Origin of the sequence: Nonomuraea sp. NPDC052634, from assembly GCF_040678535.1 — a bacterium.
GTDB lineage: Bacteria > Actinomycetota > Actinomycetes > Streptosporangiales > Streptosporangiaceae > Nonomuraea > Nonomuraea fastidiosa.
Genome location: NZ_JBFATY010000007.1, coordinates 107,578 through 127,240 on the forward strand (window position 1 = coordinate 107,578; position 19,663 = coordinate 127,240).

Below are 19,663 nucleotides of genomic sequence, written 5' to 3' on the forward strand. Positions count from 1 at the left end.
GGAGAGCTCCCCGGGACGCGATCGCGCGTCCCGGGGAGGACGCTCAGCGCTTGACCGAGACGACGTCGTACGTCGTGTCGGGGCCGGGGGTGGTGGTGAAGCGGGCGTTGGGCAGGTAGAGCTGGTGGCCGCGGGCGGCGACCGTGGTCGGCACGTCGAACTTCGGATGCGTGATCCGCCTGACGAGCTTTCCGGAGCCGCCGTCGGGCGCCAGCTTGATCACGGCGATCGAGTTGTCGCGGTTCTGCACGGCGTACAGGGTGCGGCCGGACAGCAGCAGGCCGTCGCCGTTGACCAGGCTCACATCGCCGAGCCGGACCTCCGTGGTGGCCCCGGACTTCGGGTTCACCTCGAACAGCTTGCCGGTGTTCGACTGGACGATCAGCAGCGAGCGGCCGTCGGGGCTGCGCACGATGCCGTTGGCGTTGATGCCGTCGCCGTACTGGATGGCACCGCTGAGCGGGATCTTCACCGCCTCCTCCGGCAGCCTGCAGCCCCTGCCGAGGTCCAGCTTGTACAGGACGGGGTTGCTGGAGTCGGTGAAGTAGGCGGCGCCGCCGGCGATGATCACGTCGTTGACGAACGACGTGCCGGTGGCGAGCCGGTACGACTTGAGCACCTTCCCGGTGCGCAGATCGACCACCCGGGCGTCGCCGCCGCTGCCGCCGGCCACGAACAGCCGCCCGCGCCCGTCGGTCTCCAGGCCGAGCGACGGCGTGCCGGGCCCCTTGGTGATCACCTTGCCCCTGCCGGTGCGCAGGTCGGCCCGGTAGATGTCGCCGGTGGCGCGCGAGCCGAAGTAGGCGTGGCCGCCGGCGATCGCGATGCCCTCCGGCTGGAAGCCGTTGGGGAGGGGGAAGGTGCCGGGTCGCGTCGCCGCCTGCGCGGGCCCGCCGTGCAGCGTGGCGCCGAGCAGGGCCGCGGTGAACGCGCTGAGTGCGGTCTTGGGGATCGCGGATCTCATGCGCCCACGATGCACGCGCCACCTGCCGCGGCAAAGCCCCGTGAACGGCTTCTCACGGAGTTTTCAGAATGTTCTCACCTGCCCGGCTTTTGAGAAGTCTGCGGCGTGGGTCCTGCGGCGGGCGATCGCGGCGAGTAGGTTGGGACGGAGCCAACCAAACGGGGTAGATCATGACAAACGGTGCCCGTCACGTCCTGGGAGTGCTCGCCGGGCTGCTCCTGCCGCCGCTGCTCGCCGCCGGCCTCTGGTACGGCGTGGGCGAGCTGTCACTCACCGCCCAGCGGGACTTCCGGCTCTCCTGGACCGGGATCGTGGTGCTGGCCGCCTCGGGGATCCTCCTGGCCTTGCTGCTCGGCTCGCGCCTGTCGCCCGTCGCCTCGCTGCTCGGCGGGCTCGCCTTCACCGGGCTGGGCGCGCTGCCGTTCGCCGAGATGGCCACGGGCGTGCGGCTGCTGCCCGACGGTCTGCTGCCGTCCTCCCTGCGGAGCGGCTTCATGACGGTGACCTACTCGGGGCTGCTGTTCCTGCTCGGGGTGGCGCTGCTGGCCGTCTCCACGTTCCCGTCGCGGTGGCGGGGCCGCCCTCAGGAAGCGGACGCCTACGACGGGCAGTGGCAGTCGGCGCCGTCGCCCTACCTGCCGCCGTCCACCGGCCTGCCCGAGGACGCCACGCGGCCGATGTACCGCGAGTAGGCAGCGCCCCGCCTGGTTGAATGGCCGTCATGCGCGACATGACGATCGACGGCTTCCTCACCGAACTGGCCGGCCGGGTCCCCGCGCCCGGCGGCGGCGCCACGGCGGCCCTGCACGCCGCCCAGGCCGCCGCGCTGCTCGGCATGGTGGCCCGCTACACCACGGGCGAGAAGTACGCCGGCCACGCCGAGACCGTCACCGCCGTGATCGCCGAGACCGACACGCTGCGGGCGCGGGCGCTGAAGCTGGCCGAGGAGGACGCGGCCGCCTTCACCGCCGTCACCGACGCCTACCGGCTGCCCAAGGGAGAGGAGCGCAGCGCCACCATCGCCAGGGCGCTGGCCGGCGCGGCCGAGCCGCCCGCCCGGGTCATCGAGGCCGCCGCGCGGGTGGTCGAGCTGTGCGAGGTGCTGCTGCCGATCTGCAACCGCAACGTGCTCAGCGATGTGGCCGCCGCCGCCGAGGCCGCCCGCGCCGCGCTCACCACGGGCCGGGTCAACGTCGAGATCAACCTCGGCGGCATCAAGGACGAGCAAGTACGCGAGAAGCTGAACATCCGCCTGTCCGGTGTCGACGCCGCCGTCGCCAAGGCAGACTGGGTGACCGCCGAGGTACGCGAGCAGATCAAGCCGTGACGGCAGCGGCGCGCGAGAGCAAGGGGCGAGACGACCGTTGAAGACGCTGACCGGCAAGGACCTGGCGGCCGCCATCAGAGCCCAGGCGCAGGCCGAGGCCGCCGCCGGCCCGCAGCCGCGGCTGGCCATGGTGGTGGCGACCGCCGACGAGGCGAGCCTGTGGTACGTCCGCTCCATCGCCAAGGCGGCGGCCGGCGTCGGCATCGCCTGCGACGTCGTCGATCTCGGCCCCGAGGCGGCCGCCGACCAGATCGGCGAGACGCTGGCCAGGCTCTCCGCCGCCCCCGACGTCCACGGCGTGATGCTGCAGACCCCGCTGCCCGCCGGCGCGTCGGCGCAGGAGCTGGCCGCCGCCATCGACCCGCGCAAAGACGTCGACGGCGCCAACCCGCTCTCGCTCGGCAGGCTCGCCGCCGGGCTGCCCGCGTTCCCGCCCGCCACGGCCGCCGCCGTGCTGGCGCTGCTCGACCACTACGAGGTGCCGCTCGAGGGGCGCCGCGCCGTCGTGGTCGGCCGCTCGACCGTGGTCGGCAAGCCGGTCGCCCACCTGCTGCTCGACCGGCACGCCACGGTCACCGTCGCCCACTCGCGCACCCGTGACCTCGCCGCCGTCACCTCGCAGGCCGACGTGCTGGTCGCCGCCGCCGGCCGGGCCGGGCTGATCGGCCGCGGCCACGTGGCTGCGGGCGCGGTGGTGATCGATGTGGGCACCAACCCCACCGAGGAGGGCGGGCTCACCGGAGACGTCGACGCCGCCGCGGTCGCCGACGTGGCCGGTGCGCTCACCCCGGTGCCCGGAGGCGTCGGGCCGGTGACCACCGCGCTGCTGCTGCGCCACACCGCCAGGGCGGCCAACCTGCCGTGACCGTGCCCCTGTGTGATCGTGCCTGATCCGACCCGTGTTTGATTCGACCGTGCCCGTACGGCGGGGTCAGCGCTGACCCGTCCCCGCCGCTGTTTTCACCCCTTTGTGTTTGGAGGCCGGCGTTGCCTGACGTCCTCATCATCCAGAACAGCAGGAGCGGCGGCCCCGGCCGCCTGGGCGACTGGCTGGCCGAGTCAGGGCTGCGGCTCGACGTGGTGCCCGCCCACGAGGGCGCCGCGCTCCCCCAGCGGCTGGAGCACGACGCCCTGATCATGCTCGGCGGCGGCTACCTGCCGGGCGACGACCACCGCGCGCCCTGGCTGGCGGACGCCCGCCGGCTCATGGGGCAGGCGCTGGCCGACGAGGTGCCGCTGTTCGGCATCTGCCTGGGCGGTCAGATGCTGGCCGAGGTGGCGGGCGGCGAGGTGACCGGCGACACCGGCCTGCCCGAGAACGGCAGCCTGCCCGTCACCATCCGCGCCGAGGCGGCCGAAGATCCGCTCTTTCACGGCCTGCCGCCCGTCGTGCCCGCCATCGAGCACCACAAGGACGCCGTGACCCGGCTGCCCGACGGCGCCGTCCATCTCGCCGAGACCGAGCGCTGCCCGTATCAGGCGTTCCGGGTGGGCGAGCGGGCGTGGGGCGTGCAGTTCCATCCGGAGGTGCTGCCCGAGCGCGTACGCCAGTGGCGGGCCGACGGGTTCGACCCCGAGGAGGTCTACGCGCAGGCCGTGGCCGACGAGCCGGTGTCCACGCCGGTCTGGCGGCGGGTGGCCGGACGCTTCGCCGCCCTGACCGCCGGCGCCGCGTCCTCCCCCGCCTCCGCCGGGCGGGCGTGACCCGCGGCCGGGCCAAGAGCTTCGCGCAGGCGTTGCTCAAGGAGCAGCCGCACCGGCCGCCTCCCGGTCAGGCGAGCGCGGCGGTGATGGCGCTCGCGGTGGCCCGCCAGATCGGGCTCTCGGGGTTGATCACGTCGAAGTGGTGGCCGGGCAGTTCCAGGTACGTCACGTCGTCGCCCGCCGCCCTGGCCGCCACCGCGTAGCGGCGGGAGAAGTCGACCAGGTCAAGATCGTCCTCCGCGCCCTGGACGACGAGCTGCGGCACGCCCAGGGGGACGCGCAGCAGCGGGGACGACGCGGCGTACCGGCCGGTGCCCGGCTCGTGCGACGGGTGGCCGAGGGCATGGGCGACGGCTCCGGCGCTGAGCCAGCGGCGGTCGCCCGCCTCGAGGTCGAGCACGCCCGCCAGCGACACCGCCAGGGCCACGCCCGCTCCGTCCGCCGCCGCCCGCAGCGCGAGCTGGCCTCCCGCCGAGTGCCCCGCCACGGCCACCCTGCTCAGGTCCATCTCCCCTCTCGCCGTGGTGTGGAGGGTGGACAGGGCGGTGGCGACGTCCTCGGTGGTGGCGTCCCAGCCGTGCAGGTCTGGGCGGCGGTACTCGACGTTCCAGACCGCGAAGCCGCGCTGGAGCAGGTCCGCGCAGAGCGGCTCCATGAGGTCGGCCGCCCAGATCGACCGCCAGTAACCGCCGTGAATCAACGTCACCACAGGGGGACCGGCCGCGCCTGGCGCGGGGTCCGGTAGGCAGTGGTGGCCGGACGCCGGCTTCACCGACCGGACCCCGGCACTCGGCCGGTCACCGGCATCTGACGCGGGGGCCGCCGGCCGGGTGCCGTGAGCCGATGGCTGCGGGAGGTAGAGGTCCGCCCACTGGTCGGGGGCGGGGCCGTAGGGGACGCGCAGGATGCCGGGGTGGCGCATGCGGTGCACGGCGTGGCGGATGCCCCACGCCAGCCCCTGGACGCCGCGCCCCTGAATGCGCCGGACGTGCGCCGGGGCGGTGTCCGTGCGTTCGATGTCCACCCACACCGTCACCGGCGGCTCGGGCACCCGGCCGGCGAGGGCGCGGTCGCCAGGGCCGGGCAGCACCACCGCGGTCTCGCGCTCCGCCAGCAGCGACCGCAGGTGGGCGGTGTCGCGGGCGTGGACGACGGCGCCCGTCACCTCCTGGGCGGCGAACTCGCGTTCGGCGATCTCGTCGAGCAGCCGCGCGTCGGCCGGCACGCCACGGCCGACCACCACCAGGACCTCGCTCATGATCCCCGACCCTACAGAGGGCGGGCGACGGGATAGCTTAGGCGGGTGCGTGTGAAGCGGCTTCATCCGTGGCCGGCCGGCATCGCCGAGGCCGAGGCCATCCAGGACCGGCTGAGGTCCAGGGTCGAGCTGACCGGGCCGGACACGTTCACGCTGGTCGCGGGGCTCGACGTGCACTACAGGGGCGGCGACGCGCTGACGGCCGCCGTGGTCGTGCTGGACGCCGCCACGCTGGAGCCGGTCGAGCAGGTGGTGGCGCACGGGGAGGCGGCGTTTCCGTACGTGCCGGGCCTGTTCGCCTTCCGCGAGCTGCCCGCGCTCGTGACCGCGCTGGAACGGCTCACGACCACGCCCGACCTGCTGGTCTGCGACGGGTACGGACTCGCGCACCCGCGCGGCTTCGGCCTGGCGTGCCACCTGGGCGTGCTGACCGGGCTGCCGTCGCTCGGCGTGGGCAAGACGCCGTTCGTGGGCACGCACGAGCCGCCCGGGGAGGAGCGCGGCTCCTGGACGCCGATCGTGCACGAGGGCGCCGTGGTGGGGCGCGCCCTGCGTACGCGGCGGGGCGTCAAGCCGGTGTACGTGTCGCAGGGCCACCGCATCTCGCTGGACGTCGCCACCGAGCAGGTGCTCCACCTGGCCGCCCGCTACCGCCTGCCCGAACCGATCCGCCACGCCGACCACCTGGCCCGCCACCCCTGACGCCCCCGCCCACCGGTATCTGGCCAACCCCCTGACGCCCCGCCCATCGCTCCCTGGCCGACCCCGTGACGCCCCCGTCGGCCGTGACCCGCCCGGCTCGGCCAGGTGCGCCCGTACGGCCACCCGGGCCCGGTCCCCGTGCGGTCCGGGCGGCCGCGTCCCGGAAGGGTCAGCGGCGCCAGGACCAGACCACGAGCCAGATGCTGAGGCCGAACAGCGTCATTGCGAGCGGCACGTGCAGCGCCATCGCCCCGGAGCCGCCCGCCGCCGACTGGACGAACCCGAGCAGCAGCACCGCCGCGCTCGCCACCGCCGGCCACCCGGCGCCCCGCCCAGGCCGCCACAGCAGCACGCCCGCGACGAGCAGGGCCAGCCCCAGCAGGTGCACCGCGAACGACCCCAGGCCGTGCAGGTCCCCCGCTCCCCCGCTCATGAGCTGCCCGGCCGTCACCGCCTGGAGCAGCACGACGAGCGCGTTGAGCGCGGCGACGACCTTGAACGTGGTTGCGTACCCGCTCTTCTGTGCGACCTCGGTGACCACTCGACTTCTCCTTCTGACCGACCGCTGAACGAAGAACATCAGCATCTCGGCGGGCGGCGCTGCGGGCATCCGCCGTACGTCGCGATCGCCTCTACACCACCGGTCGTACGCGCGGTCAGCCCCGGCCGTGCGCGCCCGACGCGGCCAGCGGCGGGAGTATCGCCTGGGCGTCGGCGCCGCCGAACCACAGGCCGATCACGAAAGCCGCCGTCGCCTCCAGCAGCATCGCCCGGTCGAGGCCGCCGCCGTCCACGGGGGTGCAGCCGAGGTCGGCGACCAGCGTGCGGGCGGCCGCCAGCGCCTCCTCGTCGTCGCCGCACAGCGGCACCGCAAGCGGCCGGCCGTCGAACACCGGCGGAGTCATCCGCCACACGTCCACGTGGCACAGGTTGAACGCCTTCACCACGTGCCCGCCGGTGACGTCGGCGATCAGCCTGGCGATCGGGCGGGTGGGGTCGTAGGCGTAGATGTCGGCGGTGTTGACGACGTCGATGAGCGGCTTGCCGCGCAGGGCCGTACCGGTGGCTCTGAGCGTGTCCAGCAGACCCGCCTCCCTGACCGCCACCATGACGACCTCGCCGAACGCGGCCGCCTCCCCGAACGACCCCGCCTCCACGCGCCCGGCTCCGGTCGCGAGGCTGTCGGGCGAGCCGCTCCGACGAGCGGGGGTGGTTGCGGCGATCCCGCGCTCGGCGGAAGCGACCGCCCCTTCAGCGGCGGCGGCGCTCTCGGCGGCCGTCCGGTCGGCGGCGGCGGTCATGGTGGCGGCTCGCTCGGCGGCCGTCCGGTCGGCGGCGGCGGCGGTCATGGTGGCGGCTCGTTCGGCGGTGCGTGCCGCGTCGCGGCCGCTGATCATCACCGCGTGCCCGGCACGTGCCCACTGCGTGCCCAGAGCGTCCGCCATGCCGCCCGCGCCCAGGATCCCGATCCTCATATGTCATGCCCTCCTGCCATGAGTCCCCGATGTGGGGCTTTACCGTTGAGGAGGACAGTAGGAAGCACGTTGCGCACCATTCGGTGCCTATCGGAGGCCCCCGTTGTTCCTCGCCGACTGCCAGGCCAGGCTGGCCTTCGACCTGCTGGGCAACACGTGGAACGCGGTCGTGCTGTGGGCGCTGCGGCACGGCCCGCGCCGGCCGGGGCAGTTGCGCGAGGAGATCGGCGGCATCAGGACCAAGGTGCTGACCGAGACGCTGCGCCGCCTGGAGTACAACGGCCTGGTGGCCCGCCACGCCTACGCAGAGGCCCCGCCCAGGGTCGAGTACGAGCTCACGCCGCTCGGCCGCTCCCTGCTGCCGCCGATCGAGGCGTTCGGCGAATGGGCGTTCGACCACGCCGACGAGGTGATGGCGGCGCAGGAGCGGATGGATGCCATGCGTTCTCGTGACGCGCCATAGACTCAGCGTTACCAATTGACTACTCTAAGTAGTCAGTTGGAGGATGTTCCACACCGTTACCCAGGAGGTTTCATGCGATTCGCTTTGCGCAGGGCAGCCGTCGCCGTGGCCGCCGCCGGCGGCTTCATGCTGGCGACCGCGCCCGCGTCGCACGCCGTCATCGACCCGGCCGTGGTGCTCGATTGCCTCACCGCTGCCACCGACGTCGGCGGGCTGCTCGACCCGGCCGCCCTGACGACCGAGCTCCCCCTCACGGGCTGCCTGGCGCCCTGACGCGACGCCGGCCAGGGACCACCCCTCGACACCGGCACTGACGGCACCGCACACCGTCCGGTCCCAGCCATCGAAGCGCAGCAGCAAGGAGTTCCGTTGAAGGTACGAGTCCTGACGGCCGCCACCGCCCTGGTGCTGGCGTCCGGTGTGCCCCCGATCCTCGTCGACACGCTCGGCGCGCTGGATCCCCCGCTCATTGAGATGCAGACCTTCATCCAGCACATCAACGTCCTGACGTCGTAGTGCGTCTCGCGCAAGTGCCCGTGGCCGGCGCCAAGGCCGGGGCCCACTCACCGGTCCGGCACGTCGGCTATGTGATGTTCCTCAGCCGATGGATCCAGGTGCCGCTCTACCTGGGGCTGATCGTGGCCCAGGTCGTCTACGTATGGCGCTTCATGGCGGAGCTGGTCCACCTGGTCCACCTGGGCTTCGGCGGCACGCCGCCGGAGACCACCGTGATGCTGATCGTCCTCGGTCTCGTGGACGTCGTGATGATCTCCAACCTGCTCATCATGGTCATCATCGGCGGCTACGAGACGTTCGTCTCCCGGTTGCGCATCGAGGGACACCCCGACCAGCCCCAGTGGCTCTCGCATGTGAACGCCAACGTGCTCAAGGTCAAGCTGGCCATGGCGATCATCGGCATCTCCTCGATCCACCTCCTGCAGATCTTCATCAACGCGGCCCGTCCGACCATCACCGACAGGGAGCTGATATGGAAAACGCTGATCCACCTGACCTTCGTCGTCTCGGCGCTCGCACTCGCCTGGATCGACCGCATCATGGCGGGTGGGCGTCCCCTTCAGGGCACCGGCAGCAGCGAGCAGCAGCCGGGGCAGGCATCGCAGGAGCGCAGGGCCGCCGCCTAACCCGGCGGCGCGGCACATGGCGCTGCCCGGAGAGGCGGTGGCCGTGGCAATGAGACTTCCCGGGCCGTCCCGCCTCGGCGCGCGCACCATCGTGACGCGCTCCGCCCGCCTCGGTGCCGCGGTCCTCAGGACGCGGGCCTCGGCGGCGCGGGTCCCCGGGCTGGTGGGCACGGGCGTGGCGATGGCGCTGCTCGGCGGCGCCCCCGCGTACGCGCTGCCGCAACCGGTGCAGCCGCCCGCGACCACCGTGCTTCCGCAGCCGGCCGGGCCGTCCGTGAACGCCGCGGCGCCGCAACCCGCCGCGCAGCCCGCGCCGCCCGCACAATCGCAACCCCCCGCGCAACCCGCGCCGGCCGCGCAGCCGCAACCCCCCGCGCAACCCGCGACCGCGGCGGAACCGGCACCCACCGCAGAGCCGCCCGCCGCAGAGCCGCCTGAGCCCGCAGAGCCAGCCGAGCCGGCCGAGCCCGCGCCGGCATCCGGCGCGACCCCGCTGATCGGCGACATCACCGTCTTCAATGACGAGATCGTCGAGCCGGTGTCGTTCCCGGTGACCACCTGTGGCGGGCTGGTGCCGGTGCTCAGCAAGTCCTCCGGGACCTGTCCCGGCGCGTCGCGGGTGTCCGACGACGACGCGTGACGCCGTGCGTGCCCGCCATCCGCGCGGGCGGGCACGCCGCATCCCCGGCCCCACGCGCCGGCGAACACGCCGCATCCACCGCCTCCACACGAACGGGCACGCCGCACCCCCCGGCCTGACAGGCGTACCGGCAGCGCACGCGGCCGGGGCAGCCGGTTCAGGGCAGAAGTGCCTCCAGTACGGCGGCGACACCGTCCTCATCGTTGGAGAGCGTGCGGCGAGGCGCCGCCGCCAGCACGAGCGGGTGCGCGTTGGCCATCGCGTAGCCCATGCCCGCGTACAGCAGCACCGCCAGGTCGTTGGGCATGTCGCCGAACGCCACGACCTCCCCCGCGCCGATCCCCCGCTCCCGGCAGAACCGGTCGAGCGTGGACGCCTTGTTCACCCCGGCGGCGCTGATCTCCAGCAGCCCCTCGGTTCCCGAGTACGTGACCTCCGCCAGATCCCCGACCTCGTCGGCGACGGCCTGGTACATCTCGTCCGCCGTGTGCGCGGGCGACATGGCGAGCAGCTTGACGATGGGCTGATCGGCGTCGAAGACCGAGGCGACCTCCCGATAGGCGGCGATGTCCTGGGCGACCCGCCGCGTGTAGGCGGCCTCGGCCAGCACGTTCGTGCCCGTCTCCACCGCCAGGCCGGCGCCGGGCAGCGCCCTGGCCAGGGCCTCGGCGACCTTGCGGGCCGTCTCGGGGGCGAGCGGGCTGCTGCCGACCACCTCGTCGGCGGCCAGGTCGTAGACGAGGGCGCCGTTGCTGCAGATGGCGGTGCCGTTCACACCCGCCTGCCGGGCGACCTCCCTGACGCCGCGCGGCGCCCGCGCGGTGACGAAGACGATCTCGGCGCCGGCGGCGCGGGCCGCCTGTAACGCCTTCCTGGTACGCGGGCTGACGGTGCCGTCGGAAGCGAGGAGCGTGCCGTCGAGGTCGGTGGCGACAATGCGCGGAAAGGGTGCGGAGGTCACAAACGTGATTTACCAAACTTGGCTTCCTAGATCACCCCGATCGCGGCCTGTTAGGGTACGCGCGTGTCATCCGCCACTCCCTCACCGCGGCCCTCGGCGGCGCGCCCCGACGACCGGCTCGCCTCGGCGTTCCGGTTCGCCGTCGAGCTGCTGGCGTGGGTCGCCACGCCGTGGGCGCTCGCCGCGTACTCGGTGCCGCTGGCGGTGCTCTCCGTGGTGGTGCTGATCGGGCTGCCCACGGTCTTCTCCACGCCAGGCGACAAGCGGCACGTGGTGGTCGCGGTGCCGGGCTGGGTGACGATCGCGCTGGTCGTGCTGCACATCGTGGCGGCCGTGGTGGCGGCGTGGACGGTCTGGCACGCCGTGGTGGCCGGGGTGGTCACCGTGCTCGGCGTGGTGACGGTGGTGCTGGAACTGCCGCGCTGGCGCTGGCTGCTCTCCCGCTGACCGCCCGTCCGAGGTCAGAGCGCGCCCTCCCAGGACAGCAGCCCCTCCTTGGCCTCGGGCGAGTCCGCCAGCGCCGCCCGTACCGTGGTCATCGCCCGCTCGACCGCCTCCAGCGAGTCCAGCCCGCTCACCTTGCGCTCGTGCTCCCACCCTTCGAGCCCGTCGATCCGGTACGGGCACGACCACTCGCCGGTGGGCTCCTCGTAGGGCAGGCCGATCGTCACCACGACCTCACGCGGCGGCTCGGTACGCAGCACCAGCACCCGTTGGGCGATCTCGTACATGTCTGTCGAACTACCCTCCGGGATGCGGCAGAAAGACTCGTGCGCCGCGGTGGTTAGGCAGCGGCCGGCTCCGTGCCTTAGGGTCGCCGGAGAGCCATCCGCGCCCGCGCCGTCCAGGGCCGCCGCCGACGCGGCCGTGAGGAAGTCGCAACATGAACGAGTCGTTCGGGACCCGCCTTCGAGCCAGGCTCGACGCCTACGGGCCACTGTGCGTGGGCATCGATCCCAGCCCCGCACTGCTGCACGCCTGGGGGCTCGACGACGCCCCGGCCGATCTTGAGCGGTTCAGCCGCACGGTGGTCGAGTCGGTCGCCGACGTGGCCGCCGTGGTCAAGCCGCAGTCGGCCTTCTTCGAGCGCTGGGGCAGCCGCGGCATCGCCGTTCTCGAGCGCACCATCGCCGACCTGCGCGCGGCGGGCATGCTGGTGCTGCTCGACGCCAAGCGCGGCGACATCGGCAGCACCATGGCCGCGTACGCGGAGGCGTACCTCGACCGGGGCAGCCCGCTGGCGGCCGACGCGGTGACGCTGAGCCCGTACCAGGGGTTCGGGTCGCTGGAGGGCGCGATCACGTCGGCGGTCGCCAACGACGCGGGCGTGTTCGTGGTGACCCGCACCTCCAACCCCGAGTCGGCCGGCTTCCAGCGGCCGGTGGCCGGGCAGGTGATCGAGGGCGCGGCCAAGGCGAACGCGGGCCACTCGCCGTTCGGGCCGGTCGGCCTGGTGATCGGGGCGACGCTCGGGCGGCTCGACCACCCGCTCGACGACCTCAACGGCCCCATCCTGGCCCCCGGCGTGGGCGCGCAGGGGGCGACGCCGGCCGACGTGGCACGGCTGTTCGGGCCGGTGCGCCACGCCGTCGTGCCGTCCGTCTCCCGTGCCGTGCTCGCCGACCCGGCGCGGCTGCGCGAGCGCGTGCTGCGCTACCGCGACGAATGCGCCGCCGCCCTGTCTCCCCAGACCGCCGCCCAGCCCTGACCCGCCTCAGACGCTCAGCCCTGACTCACCTCAGCGACGGCTGCTCAGCCCTGAGCGTCGCCCTGAGACCGTCGCTCAGCCCTGCGCGGACGCCTCAACAGCCGCTGGGCCCTGCGCGGGCGCCTCAACAGCCGCCGGGCCCTGCGCGGCGACGCTCCCAGCGCTCCTGGCCCGCGTGACCGCGGCCAGGACGGCCTGCACCGACGCCGTCAGCACCGAGGTGTCCTGGGCCGCGCCCCAGCGAGTGACGCCGCCCGCGCGCACCTCCACGTACGCGATGGCCCTGCCGCCCCTGCCGGGGTCGAGCGCGTGCTCGGCGTAGTGCAGGATGTCCACCTCGGTGCCGTCGGCGGCGAGCGCGGACGTCAGCGCGGCGAGCGGGCCGTTGCCGGTGCCGTGCAGGCGACGCCCGTCGGGCAGCGTCCCCTCGAACTCGTGCACGCCCGGCCCGGTCTCCACCGCCTTCCACTCCACCGGCGCGGCGCTCTCGCCCGGCGCGATGTAGGTGGCGTGGAACAGCTCCCACAGCTCCTCGGCGGTGATCTCCTCGCCGCTGCCGTCGGTGGCCCGCTGCACGACCGAGGAGAAGTCGATCTGCAGGCGGCGCGGCAGCTCCAGGCCGTAGCGGGTGTGCAGCAGGTACGCGATGCCGCCCTTGCCCGACTGGCTGTTGACGCGGATGACCGCCTGGTAGTCGCGGCCCACGTCGGCGGGGTCGATCGGCAGGTACGGCACGTCCCACGGCGCCTGCTCCGGCGGCACGCCCAGCTCGGCGGCGCGTTCGGCGTGGTGGGCCAGGCCCTTCTTGATGGCGTCCTGGTGGGTGCCGGAGAAGGCGGTGTAGACGAGGTCGCCCGCGTACGGGTGGCGGTCGGGCACCGGCAGCCGGTTGCAATGCTCGACCACCCTGCGGACCTCGTCGATGTCCGACAGGTCCACCATCGGGTCGACGCCCTGGGAGTGCAGGTTGAGCGCCAGCGTGACCAGGTCCACGTTGCCGGTGCGCTCGCCGTTGCCGAACAGGCAGCCCTCCACCCGCTGCGCCCCGGCGAGCACGGCCAGCTCGGCGCAGGCCACGCCGGTGCCGCGGTCGTTGTGCGGGTGGACCGACAGGATCACCGCGTCCCTGCGGTCGAGGTGGCGGTGCATGTACTCGATCTGGTCGGCGTACACGTTGGGTGTGGCGATCTCGACCGTGGCCGGCAGGTTGTGGATCACGGGGCGGTCGGGCGAGGCGTCCCACAGGGCGGTCAGGCTGTTGCAGACCTCCAGCACGTAGTCCGGTTCGGTGAGGTTGAACACCTCCGGCGAGAACTGGAAGCGGATGTCGCGGTCGCCGGCCAGGCGGGCGACGTGCTCGGCGGCGTCCCTGATCATGGCGTGCAGCTCGGCCCTGTCGTGGCCGAGCACGATCTCGCGCCAGGTGGGTGCGGTGGCCGTGTAGAGGTGGACGACCACGCGGGACATGCCCTCGATGGCGGCGAACGTGCGCTCGATCAGATCGCGCCGCGCCGCCGTGAACACCACCACGCTCACGTCGTCCGGCACGACGCCCGGCGTGGCGAGGTGGCGGACGAAGTCGAAGTCCATCTGGCTGGCCGACGGGTAGCCGACCTCGATCTCCTTGTAGCCCATGCGGACGAGCAGGTCGAACATGCGGCGCTTGCGTGCCGGGTCCATCGGCTCGGCCAGCGCCTGGTTGCCGTCGCGCAGGTCCACCGGCACCCACAGGGGCGCCTCGGTGATGCGGCGCGCGGGCCAGGTGCGATCGGTCAGCGGCACCTCGACGCGCTCGTGGGCGGGGCGGTAGCGGTGGTATGGCATCGCGCTCGGACGCTGCCGGTTCCAGTCGTACATCACGTGTTCCTTCACGGTCGCTTCCTCGAGGACCGGCGGGCACCCTGACCACCGCGGCGGGGTGCCGGTCCGGTCAAGCCCCGCCGCGGCGGCCGAGAAGCAGCAGACCGTACGACGTCATGCCGGGTAGACTAACCACACCACAGGTCCTCAGACAACCTGAGAGGTTGGCGCCCATGCCGCTCGGCTCGATCCGCCCCAGCCCGCTCGTCGAGCAGGCCACCGAGCATCTGCGCGAGCAGATCACCCAGGGAGAGTGGCCGGTCGGCACCCGGCTGCCAGGGGAGAACGCGCTGGCCAAGACGCTCGGAGTGGGCCGCTCGACGGTGCGCGAGGCGCTGCGGGCGCTCGCCGGCGCGGGCCTGGTGCAGGCGCGGCAGGGCTCCGGCGTGTACGTGATCGCCGCCGAGCCGGCCGAGGACTGGCCGGCCCGGCTGCGGCGGGCCGCGATCACCGACGTGTACGAGGTCCGCGCCATCGTCGAGACCCAGGCGGCGCGGCTCGCGGCGCAGCGGCGTACCGAGGAGGACGTGGCGGCGCTGGAGGCGGCGCTGGCCGCCCGCGTCCGGGCGTCGGAGGGCGACGACGCGGCCTTCGTCGCGGCCGACATCGACCTGCACGCGGCGGTCGTGGCGGCGGCGCGCAACCCGGTCCTGTCGGACCTGTTCGCCGAGTTCGCGCCCGTACTGAAAGAGGGGCTGATCGACCTGGTCGAGATGCTGTCACTGCGCGAGCGCGACCCCAACACGGGTCACGGCACGCACGCGGCGCTGGTGGCCGCGATCAGGGACGGCGACGCGGACGCGGCGGGCACGATCCTGCAGAACGAGCTCGACCAGACCCTCGCCCGCCTCCACAGCCGCCGCCTCTGATCGATCGCCCGCTCCCGCCCCGGCCGAGCGGGCGGTCGCGTGCTGCCTCCGGCCGGGCGTGCGAAGGGCGGAGGGCCGCATGCGGCCGCCGGCCGGGCGTGCGGAGATCGGGCGGTCGCGTGCTGCCTGCGGCCGGGCGTGCGAAGGGCGGGTGACGCGGCTTCCCAGGGGGCCGCATCCCCAGGGGCCGCGTCCTTCGCCGTGCCGGAGCGGGCGCGCCCGCCGCGCGTACCGGTTCCGGTGCTGTCAGGTGAGGGCCGCCTCGATGTCGCGGCGGGCCGGCATCGAGGTGCTCGCGCCCTCCCGCTGCACCGACAGCGCCGCCGCCACCGTCGCGAACTCCAGCGCGCGCGGCACCGGCATCCCCTCGGACCTGGCGACGGCGAGCGCGCCGACGAAGGTGTCACCCGCGGCGGTGGTGTCCACGGCGTTCACCTTCCTGGCGGGCACCCGGTGCCGCTCCCCCGAGCGCGAGCCGTAGAGGGCGCCCTCGGAGCCGAGCGTGATCACCGCCTCGGGCACCAGCTCAAGCAGCGCGTCGAGGGCCTCGCCGGGGCCGGTGACGCCGGTGATGGCGGCCGCCTCGTGCTCGTTGGGGACGATCGTGGTGACGGCCTCGAGCAGCTCGTCCGGCAGCGGCTGGGCGGGCGCCGGGGTGAGGTAGACGGGGACGGCGGACACCCGGGCCGCCTGGGCGGCGCCGACCACGGCCTCCATGGGGAGCTCGAGCTGGAGCAGCAGCGCCTGGGATCCGGCGATGACGGCCAGGTCGCTCCCCGACGGCCCGGTGATCGTGCCGTTCGCGCCGGGGACGACGATGATCGAGTTGCCGCCGGAGTCGTCCACCACGATGTGCGCGATGCCGCTGGGCCCCGGCACCTGGCGCAGCCCGCGCACGTCGACCCCCGCATCGGCGAGCGTGGCGCGCATCTCGGCCCCGAAGGCGTCGTCGCCCACCGCGCCGAGGAACGCCACCTCACCGCCCGCCCGCGAAGCGGCGATCGCCTGGTTGGCGCCCTTGCCGCCGGGCACGGTGCGGAAGCTGTGGCCGGTGACGGTCTCGCCACGCTTGGGGGCCTGGGAGACGTACGCGACGAGGTCCATGTTGGCGCTGCCGAATACCGAGATCATGGCTTCATCATCTCCTGTGTACGCGCGGCCAGCTCGGCGAGACTGACCCCGTCGAACCCGGTCAGGCTGCTGGCCAGGCTGTCGCGGATGCGCCAGCGCTCGGGCACGCCGCCGTTCAGCGCCCCCGCCACCGACCCCGCGGTGGCTCCCGCCGAGTCGGTGTCCCAGCCGCCGGCGACGGCGCCCGCGATGGTGGCGGTGAAGTCGCCGCGCGCGTGCACGAGGGTGGCGGCGATGAGCGCGGCGTTGTTGACGGTGTGCACCCAGTGCAGGTGGCCGTGGCGCTCGTGCAGGCGGTCGATGACGCGTTCGAAGTCGCTCTCGCGCTCGGCGTCGGCGACGGCGAGCGTGACGGCCTCGTGCAGCCGCGACCCGGCGGGGACCACGGACAGCCCGGCCCGCACGACCTCCTCGGCCGACGTGGCGACCAGGGAGGCGGCGCACATCGCGGCGGTGAACATGGCGCCGTAGACGCCGTTGGCGGTGTGGGTGAGGCGGGCGTCGCGCCAGGCGTACTCGGCGGCGGTGGCCGGGTCTCCGGGGTTGACCCAGCCGTACACGTCGGCCCTGATGAGCGCGCCGATCCACTCCCTGAACGGGTTGCGCCTGGTGGCGGTCTCCGGCGGCTCGACGCCGTCGAGGAGGTTGCGGTAGGCGACCCGCTCGGCGGTGAACGTGCGCCCTGCGGGCAGCTCGTCCAGCCAGAGCTTGGCCACGTCGTCGGTGGTGAAGCCGCGGCCGTGGCGTTCCAGCACCGACAGGGCGAGCAGCGGGTAGTTGAGGTCGTCGTCCTCGGGGATGCCGTCGATGTTCTCGGCGAGGGAGTTGACGGCGCTGCGGCGGTTCCACGGCCAGCGGCGGGCGACGTCCTCCGGCAGGCCCTTGCCGGTGAACCAGCCGGTGATGGGCCAGTTGCCGGTGGACTCGGCGATCTCCCTGATGCCTTCGCGCGGGATCTTCTCGACGGGCTTGCCGAGCACGCAGCCGGCGGCCCGGCCGAGCCAGGCGCCCAGCACGCGGTCCGGGTCCACCTCGGCGCTCCCCTGCCGGGGCGCGGGCCAGTCGGGGCAGGCGGCGACGATGGCGTCCCAGTCGGACGGCTCGCCGGGCGGCGCGGGCAGCGCGGCCAGCTCGTCCAGCAGCTCCTCGGCCAGGCCGCGCAGGCGGGCGGCGCCCGGCTCGGACGCTCCGGCGCGCGGCGGCGCGTCGTGGCCTCCGGCGGCGTGCCAGCGCGCGGCGATGTCGCGGGCGTCGCGGCCGTCCTCGGCGGCCTGGCGCAGCTCGTGCCCGATCAGGTCCTCGGGCTGGACCCAGGTGAGGCGGATCATGCGCGATCGAGCTCCGCGAAGGCGGCCTCGTGGGCGCGGCGGCGGGCCACATCGGCGGCGTGCAGGCGGCGCGCGACCTCGGCGATCGCCTTGCCGGGCGCCACCAGGTCGGTACGGCTGGCCGTACCGACCTGCTCGACCCACTCGGCCGGCACGCTGGACAGCCCGCCGAGCGCGCCCGCGATGGCCCCGCCCATGGAGGCGATGGAGTCGGCGTCGCGGCCGTAGTTGACGCCGCCGAGCACGGTGTCGCGGTAGTCGCCCTTGGCGATCACCAGGAAGGCGAGGGCCAGCGGCAGCTCTTCGATGCTGTGCACCCGGCTCGGCCGCCGCGCGCCGAGCCCCTGGTCGCGGTAGGTGTCGGCGACCGTGTCGAACGGCCGGATGGCCGCGCGCAGCGCCTCGAACGAGCCCTCCCAGTGGCCGAGGCCGGAGGCGGTCTCGCAGACGGCCTCGATGGCGGCCCTGGTGCCGTCCTTGGCCAGGCGCAGGCAGGTGCCGACCACGGAGTCGGCGGTGGCGCCAGGACGCATGGCCTCGGCGACGGCGGCGGCCATCACGCCGGCGGCCTCGCGGCCGTAGCTGGACTGGTGCGCGCCGGTCAGGTCGATGGCCTCGGCGTAGGCGGCGTCGGGGTCGGCGGCGTTGACGATGCCGACGGGGGCGACGTACATGGCGGCACCGCAGTTGACGATGTTGCCGACGCCGGCCTCGCGCGGGTCGGCGTGCCCGTAGTGCAGGCGGGCCACGATCCACTTCTCGGCCAGGAAGATCCGCTGCAGCGGCAGCGCCTCGTCCTCCAGCTCGGGGATCCAGCGCTTTTCGCCGATCAGCTCGGGCACGAGGTACTCGGCCACCGCGTACGCGTCCAGGTGCCGCCCGGCCTTCTCGTACACACGGATCAGCGCGTGCGTCATGAGGGTGTCGTCGGTGATGTGGCCGTCGCCCTTGTGGTACGGGGCGATGGGGCGGGCGTTGCGCCAGTCGGCGTTGAACGGCGGCACGATGCCCTCGACGCGGCCCCCGTAACGTTCCACGATCTGTTCGGCGGTCCAGCCCTCGGTGGCGCCGCCCAGCGCGTCACCGACCGCCGCCCCCGCCACGCAGCCAGTCGCCCTGTCCTCAAGCGGCGTCATGCGATTCCCTCCGAAAGTGTGTCCGCTAGTTCGATCAGATCCCGGCCCGCCAGGTCCGGCAGGCAGCAGCCGGTGAGCGTGCGGGCCGAGGCGATCCACCCCTCCGGGATCGCCTCCAGCCCGCCGCAGGCTCCGGTGAGCGCTCCGGTGAGCGCGGGCGCCGAGTCGGCGAGCGCGGCCAGGCAGGCCGCCGCCGGTACGGCGCGGGTGAGGTCGCCGCCCGCCGCCTCGGCCAGCGCCAGCGCGGCCGGCACGGTCTGCGCGGCGCCGACGCCGTAGCTGTAGACGTGGTCGAGCAGGGCGGCGTCCAGTGCGGGGACGGCGGCGAACGCGTCGCCCGCCTTGCGCGCGGCGGCCAGCGCGAGCCGGGCGTTGTGCCCGATCGCGGTGTCCTCGGGCAGCTCGGCCAGCGCCGCCTCGACCGCCCGTCCCACCTGGCCCGAGTCGACGGCCTCGGCCACGGCGGCGGCCATCGCGCGGGCGGCGAGCACGCCGTCGTAGGCGTTCGTCACCTGGGCGTCGGGCGTGGGGTCGCGGCGCAGCACCCCGTACGCGACCGCCCTGACGGCGGCGGCGTCGTCGAAGTGGTGCGGGTTGTCGTGCCCGGACGCGGGCGGCGCGATCCCCTTGGCCAGGTTGTCCAGCGCCGTCGCGACGGAGATGCGGGCCCTGATGCTCTCCGGGCCGGTGCCGGGACGTAGCGGCACCAGCTCCGCGTACGCCTCCGCGCGGGGCCGGTCGATGGTCAGCACCGTCCAGGCCAGCCACTCGGCGTCGTCCGACGGGCCGAGGCGCAGCGGCGCGACCGGCTGGTTGAGCGCGAACGGCACCGGCAGCGTGGTGACGCGGTGCTCCTCGGCGAACGTGTCCAGCTCGCGGTGCAGGCGGCGGCTCCAGGGCGCGTGCAGGGCCGCGCGGTGCCGGGTCGCGGGCCAGCCCGCGGCGTCACCGGCGGCGAGCCCGGCGAAGGCTCCCCTGATTCTGTCCCCCGACAT

24 protein-coding genes are annotated in these 19,663 nt (G+C 74.0%); 13 read left to right on the top strand and 11 right to left on the bottom strand.

The window, feature by feature from the left end:
• Positions 1-43: 43 nt before the first annotated feature.
• Positions 44-964 (bottom strand): superoxide dismutase, encoded by a 921-nt coding sequence (locus AB0K67_RS27995; RefSeq protein ID WP_364066185.1) that lies wholly within the window; start codon positions 962-964, stop codon positions 44-46.
• A 170-nt stretch (positions 965-1,134) separates the two neighbouring features.
• Between AB0K67_RS27995 and AB0K67_RS28000 the strand changes: the two genes are divergently transcribed.
• The 4 genes from AB0K67_RS28000 to AB0K67_RS28015 all read left to right on the top strand — a co-directional run bounded on the left by AB0K67_RS28000 (position 1,135) and on the right by AB0K67_RS28015 (position 3,995).
• Positions 1,135-1,656 (top strand): hypothetical protein, encoded by a 522-nt coding sequence (locus AB0K67_RS28000; RefSeq protein ID WP_364066188.1) that lies wholly within the window; start codon positions 1,135-1,137, stop codon positions 1,654-1,656.
• 29 nt (positions 1,657-1,685) lie between these two features.
• Positions 1,686-2,291 carry a cyclodeaminase/cyclohydrolase family protein gene (locus tag AB0K67_RS28005; protein WP_364066190.1) on the top strand — a complete coding sequence of 202 codons (606 nt, stop codon included), beginning with the start codon at positions 1,686-1,688 and terminating at the stop codon, positions 2,289-2,291.
• Between the two features lie 37 nt (positions 2,292-2,328).
• The gene (locus AB0K67_RS28010) at positions 2,329-3,156 is read left to right on the top strand and encodes a bifunctional 5,10-methylenetetrahydrofolate dehydrogenase/5,10-methenyltetrahydrofolate cyclohydrolase (RefSeq protein WP_364066192.1); all 828 of its coding nucleotides are present in this window, start codon (positions 2,329-2,331) and stop codon (positions 3,154-3,156) included.
• Between the two features lie 122 nt (positions 3,157-3,278).
• A complete protein-coding gene (locus AB0K67_RS28015) occupies positions 3,279-3,995 on the top strand; it encodes a type 1 glutamine amidotransferase (RefSeq protein WP_364066195.1) in 717 nt (238 codons plus the stop codon).
• Between the two features lie 67 nt (positions 3,996-4,062).
• On the opposite strand, the gene AB0K67_RS28020 is transcribed toward AB0K67_RS28015, so the two are convergent.
• Positions 4,063-5,253 (bottom strand): alpha/beta hydrolase, encoded by a 1,191-nt coding sequence (locus AB0K67_RS28020; RefSeq protein WP_364066198.1) that lies wholly within the window; start codon positions 5,251-5,253, stop codon positions 4,063-4,065.
• Between the two features lie 45 nt (positions 5,254-5,298).
• On the opposite strand from AB0K67_RS28020, the gene nfi reads away from it, so the two are divergent.
• Complete coding sequence (gene nfi / locus AB0K67_RS28025) at positions 5,299-5,955, top strand: deoxyribonuclease V (RefSeq protein WP_364066201.1); 657 nt, start codon at positions 5,299-5,301, stop codon at positions 5,953-5,955.
• Between the two features lie 169 nt (positions 5,956-6,124).
• Here the strand turns inward: nfi and AB0K67_RS28030 are convergent, their stop codons facing one another.
• Together AB0K67_RS28030 and AB0K67_RS28035 are read right to left on the bottom strand one after the other, a co-directional pair.
• Complete coding sequence (locus tag AB0K67_RS28030) at positions 6,125-6,496, bottom strand: hypothetical protein (protein ID WP_364066204.1); 372 nt, start codon at positions 6,494-6,496, stop codon at positions 6,125-6,127.
• Between the two features lie 115 nt (positions 6,497-6,611).
• Positions 6,612-7,430: an NAD(P)-binding domain-containing protein gene (locus tag AB0K67_RS28035; protein ID WP_364066207.1), complete on the bottom strand. Its 819-nt coding sequence runs from the start codon at positions 7,428-7,430 to the stop codon at positions 6,612-6,614.
• A 103-nt stretch (positions 7,431-7,533) separates the two neighbouring features.
• On the opposite strand from AB0K67_RS28035, the gene AB0K67_RS28040 reads away from it, so the two are divergent.
• The 5 genes from AB0K67_RS28040 to AB0K67_RS28060 all read left to right on the top strand — a co-directional run bounded on the left by AB0K67_RS28040 (position 7,534) and on the right by AB0K67_RS28060 (position 9,675).
• Positions 7,534-7,893: a helix-turn-helix domain-containing protein gene (locus AB0K67_RS28040; protein WP_364066210.1), complete on the top strand. Its 360-nt coding sequence runs from the start codon at positions 7,534-7,536 to the stop codon at positions 7,891-7,893.
• A gap of 72 nt (positions 7,894-7,965) precedes the next feature.
• Positions 7,966-8,166, top strand: a complete 201-nt coding sequence (locus AB0K67_RS28045; RefSeq protein ID WP_364066213.1) for a hypothetical protein — start codon at positions 7,966-7,968, stop codon at positions 8,164-8,166.
• Positions 8,167-8,262: 96 nt separating this feature from the next.
• The gene (locus tag AB0K67_RS28050) at positions 8,263-8,409 is read left to right on the top strand and encodes a hypothetical protein (protein WP_364066215.1); all 147 of its coding nucleotides are present in this window, start codon (positions 8,263-8,265) and stop codon (positions 8,407-8,409) included.
• Positions 8,409-9,035: a TIGR00645 family protein gene (locus AB0K67_RS28055; RefSeq protein ID WP_364066218.1), complete on the top strand. Its 627-nt coding sequence runs from the start codon at positions 8,409-8,411 to the stop codon at positions 9,033-9,035. Before AB0K67_RS28050 ends, AB0K67_RS28055 begins: the two co-directional genes overlap by 1 nt.
• Before the next feature lie 43 nt (positions 9,036-9,078).
• Positions 9,079-9,675 (top strand): hypothetical protein, encoded by a 597-nt coding sequence (locus AB0K67_RS28060; protein WP_364066221.1) that lies wholly within the window; start codon positions 9,079-9,081, stop codon positions 9,673-9,675.
• A 157-nt stretch (positions 9,676-9,832) separates the two neighbouring features.
• On the opposite strand, the gene AB0K67_RS28065 is transcribed toward AB0K67_RS28060, so the two are convergent.
• Positions 9,833-10,636, bottom strand: a complete 804-nt coding sequence (locus AB0K67_RS28065) for an HAD family hydrolase (RefSeq protein WP_364066224.1) — start codon at positions 10,634-10,636, stop codon at positions 9,833-9,835.
• A gap of 63 nt (positions 10,637-10,699) precedes the next feature.
• On the opposite strand from AB0K67_RS28065, the gene AB0K67_RS28070 reads away from it, so the two are divergent.
• Positions 10,700-11,083 (top strand): hypothetical protein, encoded by a 384-nt coding sequence (locus AB0K67_RS28070; RefSeq protein WP_364066227.1) that lies wholly within the window; start codon positions 10,700-10,702, stop codon positions 11,081-11,083.
• A 14-nt stretch (positions 11,084-11,097) separates the two neighbouring features.
• On the opposite strand, the gene AB0K67_RS28075 is transcribed toward AB0K67_RS28070, so the two are convergent.
• Complete coding sequence (locus AB0K67_RS28075) at positions 11,098-11,367, bottom strand: hypothetical protein (RefSeq protein WP_364066230.1); 270 nt, start codon at positions 11,365-11,367, stop codon at positions 11,098-11,100.
• 152 nt (positions 11,368-11,519) lie between these two features.
• On the opposite strand from AB0K67_RS28075, the gene pyrF reads away from it, so the two are divergent.
• The gene (pyrF, locus tag AB0K67_RS28080; RefSeq protein ID WP_364066233.1) at positions 11,520-12,344 is read left to right on the top strand and encodes an orotidine-5'-phosphate decarboxylase; all 825 of its coding nucleotides are present in this window, start codon (positions 11,520-11,522) and stop codon (positions 12,342-12,344) included.
• Positions 12,345-12,419: 75 nt separating this feature from the next.
• Here the strand turns inward: pyrF and leuA are convergent, their stop codons facing one another.
• Positions 12,420-14,168, bottom strand: a complete 1,749-nt coding sequence (gene leuA, locus AB0K67_RS28085) for a 2-isopropylmalate synthase (RefSeq protein WP_364066701.1) — start codon at positions 14,166-14,168, stop codon at positions 12,420-12,422.
• A 209-nt stretch (positions 14,169-14,377) separates the two neighbouring features.
• Here leuA and AB0K67_RS28090 point away from each other — a divergent pair, with 209 nt between their 5' ends.
• Positions 14,378-15,073 (top strand): FadR/GntR family transcriptional regulator, encoded by a 696-nt coding sequence (locus tag AB0K67_RS28090; RefSeq protein ID WP_364066236.1) that lies wholly within the window; start codon positions 14,378-14,380, stop codon positions 15,071-15,073.
• Between the two features lie 246 nt (positions 15,074-15,319).
• On the opposite strand, the gene rbsK is transcribed toward AB0K67_RS28090, so the two are convergent.
• From rbsK to AB0K67_RS28110, 4 genes are read right to left on the bottom strand one after another with little or no spacing between them, the layout of a single operon-like run.
• Positions 15,320-16,204, bottom strand: coding sequence for a ribokinase (gene rbsK, locus AB0K67_RS28095; RefSeq protein WP_364066239.1), 885 nt, complete (start codon positions 16,202-16,204; stop codon positions 15,320-15,322).
• Positions 16,201-17,532, bottom strand: a complete 1,332-nt coding sequence (locus AB0K67_RS28100; protein ID WP_364066242.1) for an ADP-ribosylglycohydrolase family protein — start codon at positions 17,530-17,532, stop codon at positions 16,201-16,203. Before AB0K67_RS28100 ends, rbsK begins: the two co-directional genes overlap by 4 nt.
• Positions 17,529-18,668, bottom strand: a complete 1,140-nt coding sequence (locus AB0K67_RS28105; protein ID WP_364066245.1) for an ADP-ribosylglycohydrolase family protein — start codon at positions 18,666-18,668, stop codon at positions 17,529-17,531. Before AB0K67_RS28105 ends, AB0K67_RS28100 begins: the two co-directional genes overlap by 4 nt.
• Positions 18,665-19,663, bottom strand: a complete 999-nt coding sequence (locus AB0K67_RS28110; RefSeq protein WP_364066248.1) for an ADP-ribosylglycohydrolase family protein — start codon at positions 19,661-19,663, stop codon at positions 18,665-18,667. Before AB0K67_RS28110 ends, AB0K67_RS28105 begins: the two co-directional genes overlap by 4 nt.

Coding starts and splice junctions, on each gene's coding strand:
- AB0K67_RS28000 (WP_364066188.1), top strand. CDS start 1,135: ATGACAAACGGTGCCCGTCACGTCCTGGGAGTGCTCGCCGGGCTGCTC.
- AB0K67_RS28035 (WP_364066207.1), bottom strand. CDS start 7,430: ATGAGGATCGGGATCCTGGGCGCGGGCGGCATGGCGGACGCTCTGGGC.
- AB0K67_RS28045 (WP_364066213.1), top strand. CDS start 7,966: ATGCGATTCGCTTTGCGCAGGGCAGCCGTCGCCGTGGCCGCCGCCGGC.
- AB0K67_RS28110 (WP_364066248.1), bottom strand. CDS start 19,663: ATGTCGGGGGACAGAATCAGGGGAGCCTTCGCCGGGCTCGCCGCCGGT.
- AB0K67_RS28075 (WP_364066230.1), bottom strand. CDS start 11,367: ATGTACGAGATCGCCCAACGGGTGCTGGTGCTGCGTACCGAGCCGCCG.
- rbsK (WP_364066239.1), bottom strand. CDS start 16,204: ATGATCTCGGTATTCGGCAGCGCCAACATGGACCTCGTCGCGTACGTC.
- AB0K67_RS27995 (WP_364066185.1), bottom strand. CDS start 964: ATGAGATCCGCGATCCCCAAGACCGCACTCAGCGCGTTCACCGCGGCC.
- AB0K67_RS28100 (WP_364066242.1), bottom strand. CDS start 17,532: ATGATCCGCCTCACCTGGGTCCAGCCCGAGGACCTGATCGGGCACGAG.
- pyrF (WP_364066233.1), top strand. CDS start 11,520: ATGAACGAGTCGTTCGGGACCCGCCTTCGAGCCAGGCTCGACGCCTAC.
- AB0K67_RS28020 (WP_364066198.1), bottom strand. CDS start 5,253: ATGAGCGAGGTCCTGGTGGTGGTCGGCCGTGGCGTGCCGGCCGACGCG.
- leuA (WP_364066701.1), bottom strand. CDS start 14,168: ATGCCATACCACCGCTACCGCCCCGCCCACGAGCGCGTCGAGGTGCCG.
- AB0K67_RS28005 (WP_364066190.1), top strand. CDS start 1,686: ATGCGCGACATGACGATCGACGGCTTCCTCACCGAACTGGCCGGCCGG.
- AB0K67_RS28105 (WP_364066245.1), bottom strand. CDS start 18,668: ATGACGCCGCTTGAGGACAGGGCGACTGGCTGCGTGGCGGGGGCGGCG.
- AB0K67_RS28090 (WP_364066236.1), top strand. CDS start 14,378: ATGCCGCTCGGCTCGATCCGCCCCAGCCCGCTCGTCGAGCAGGCCACC.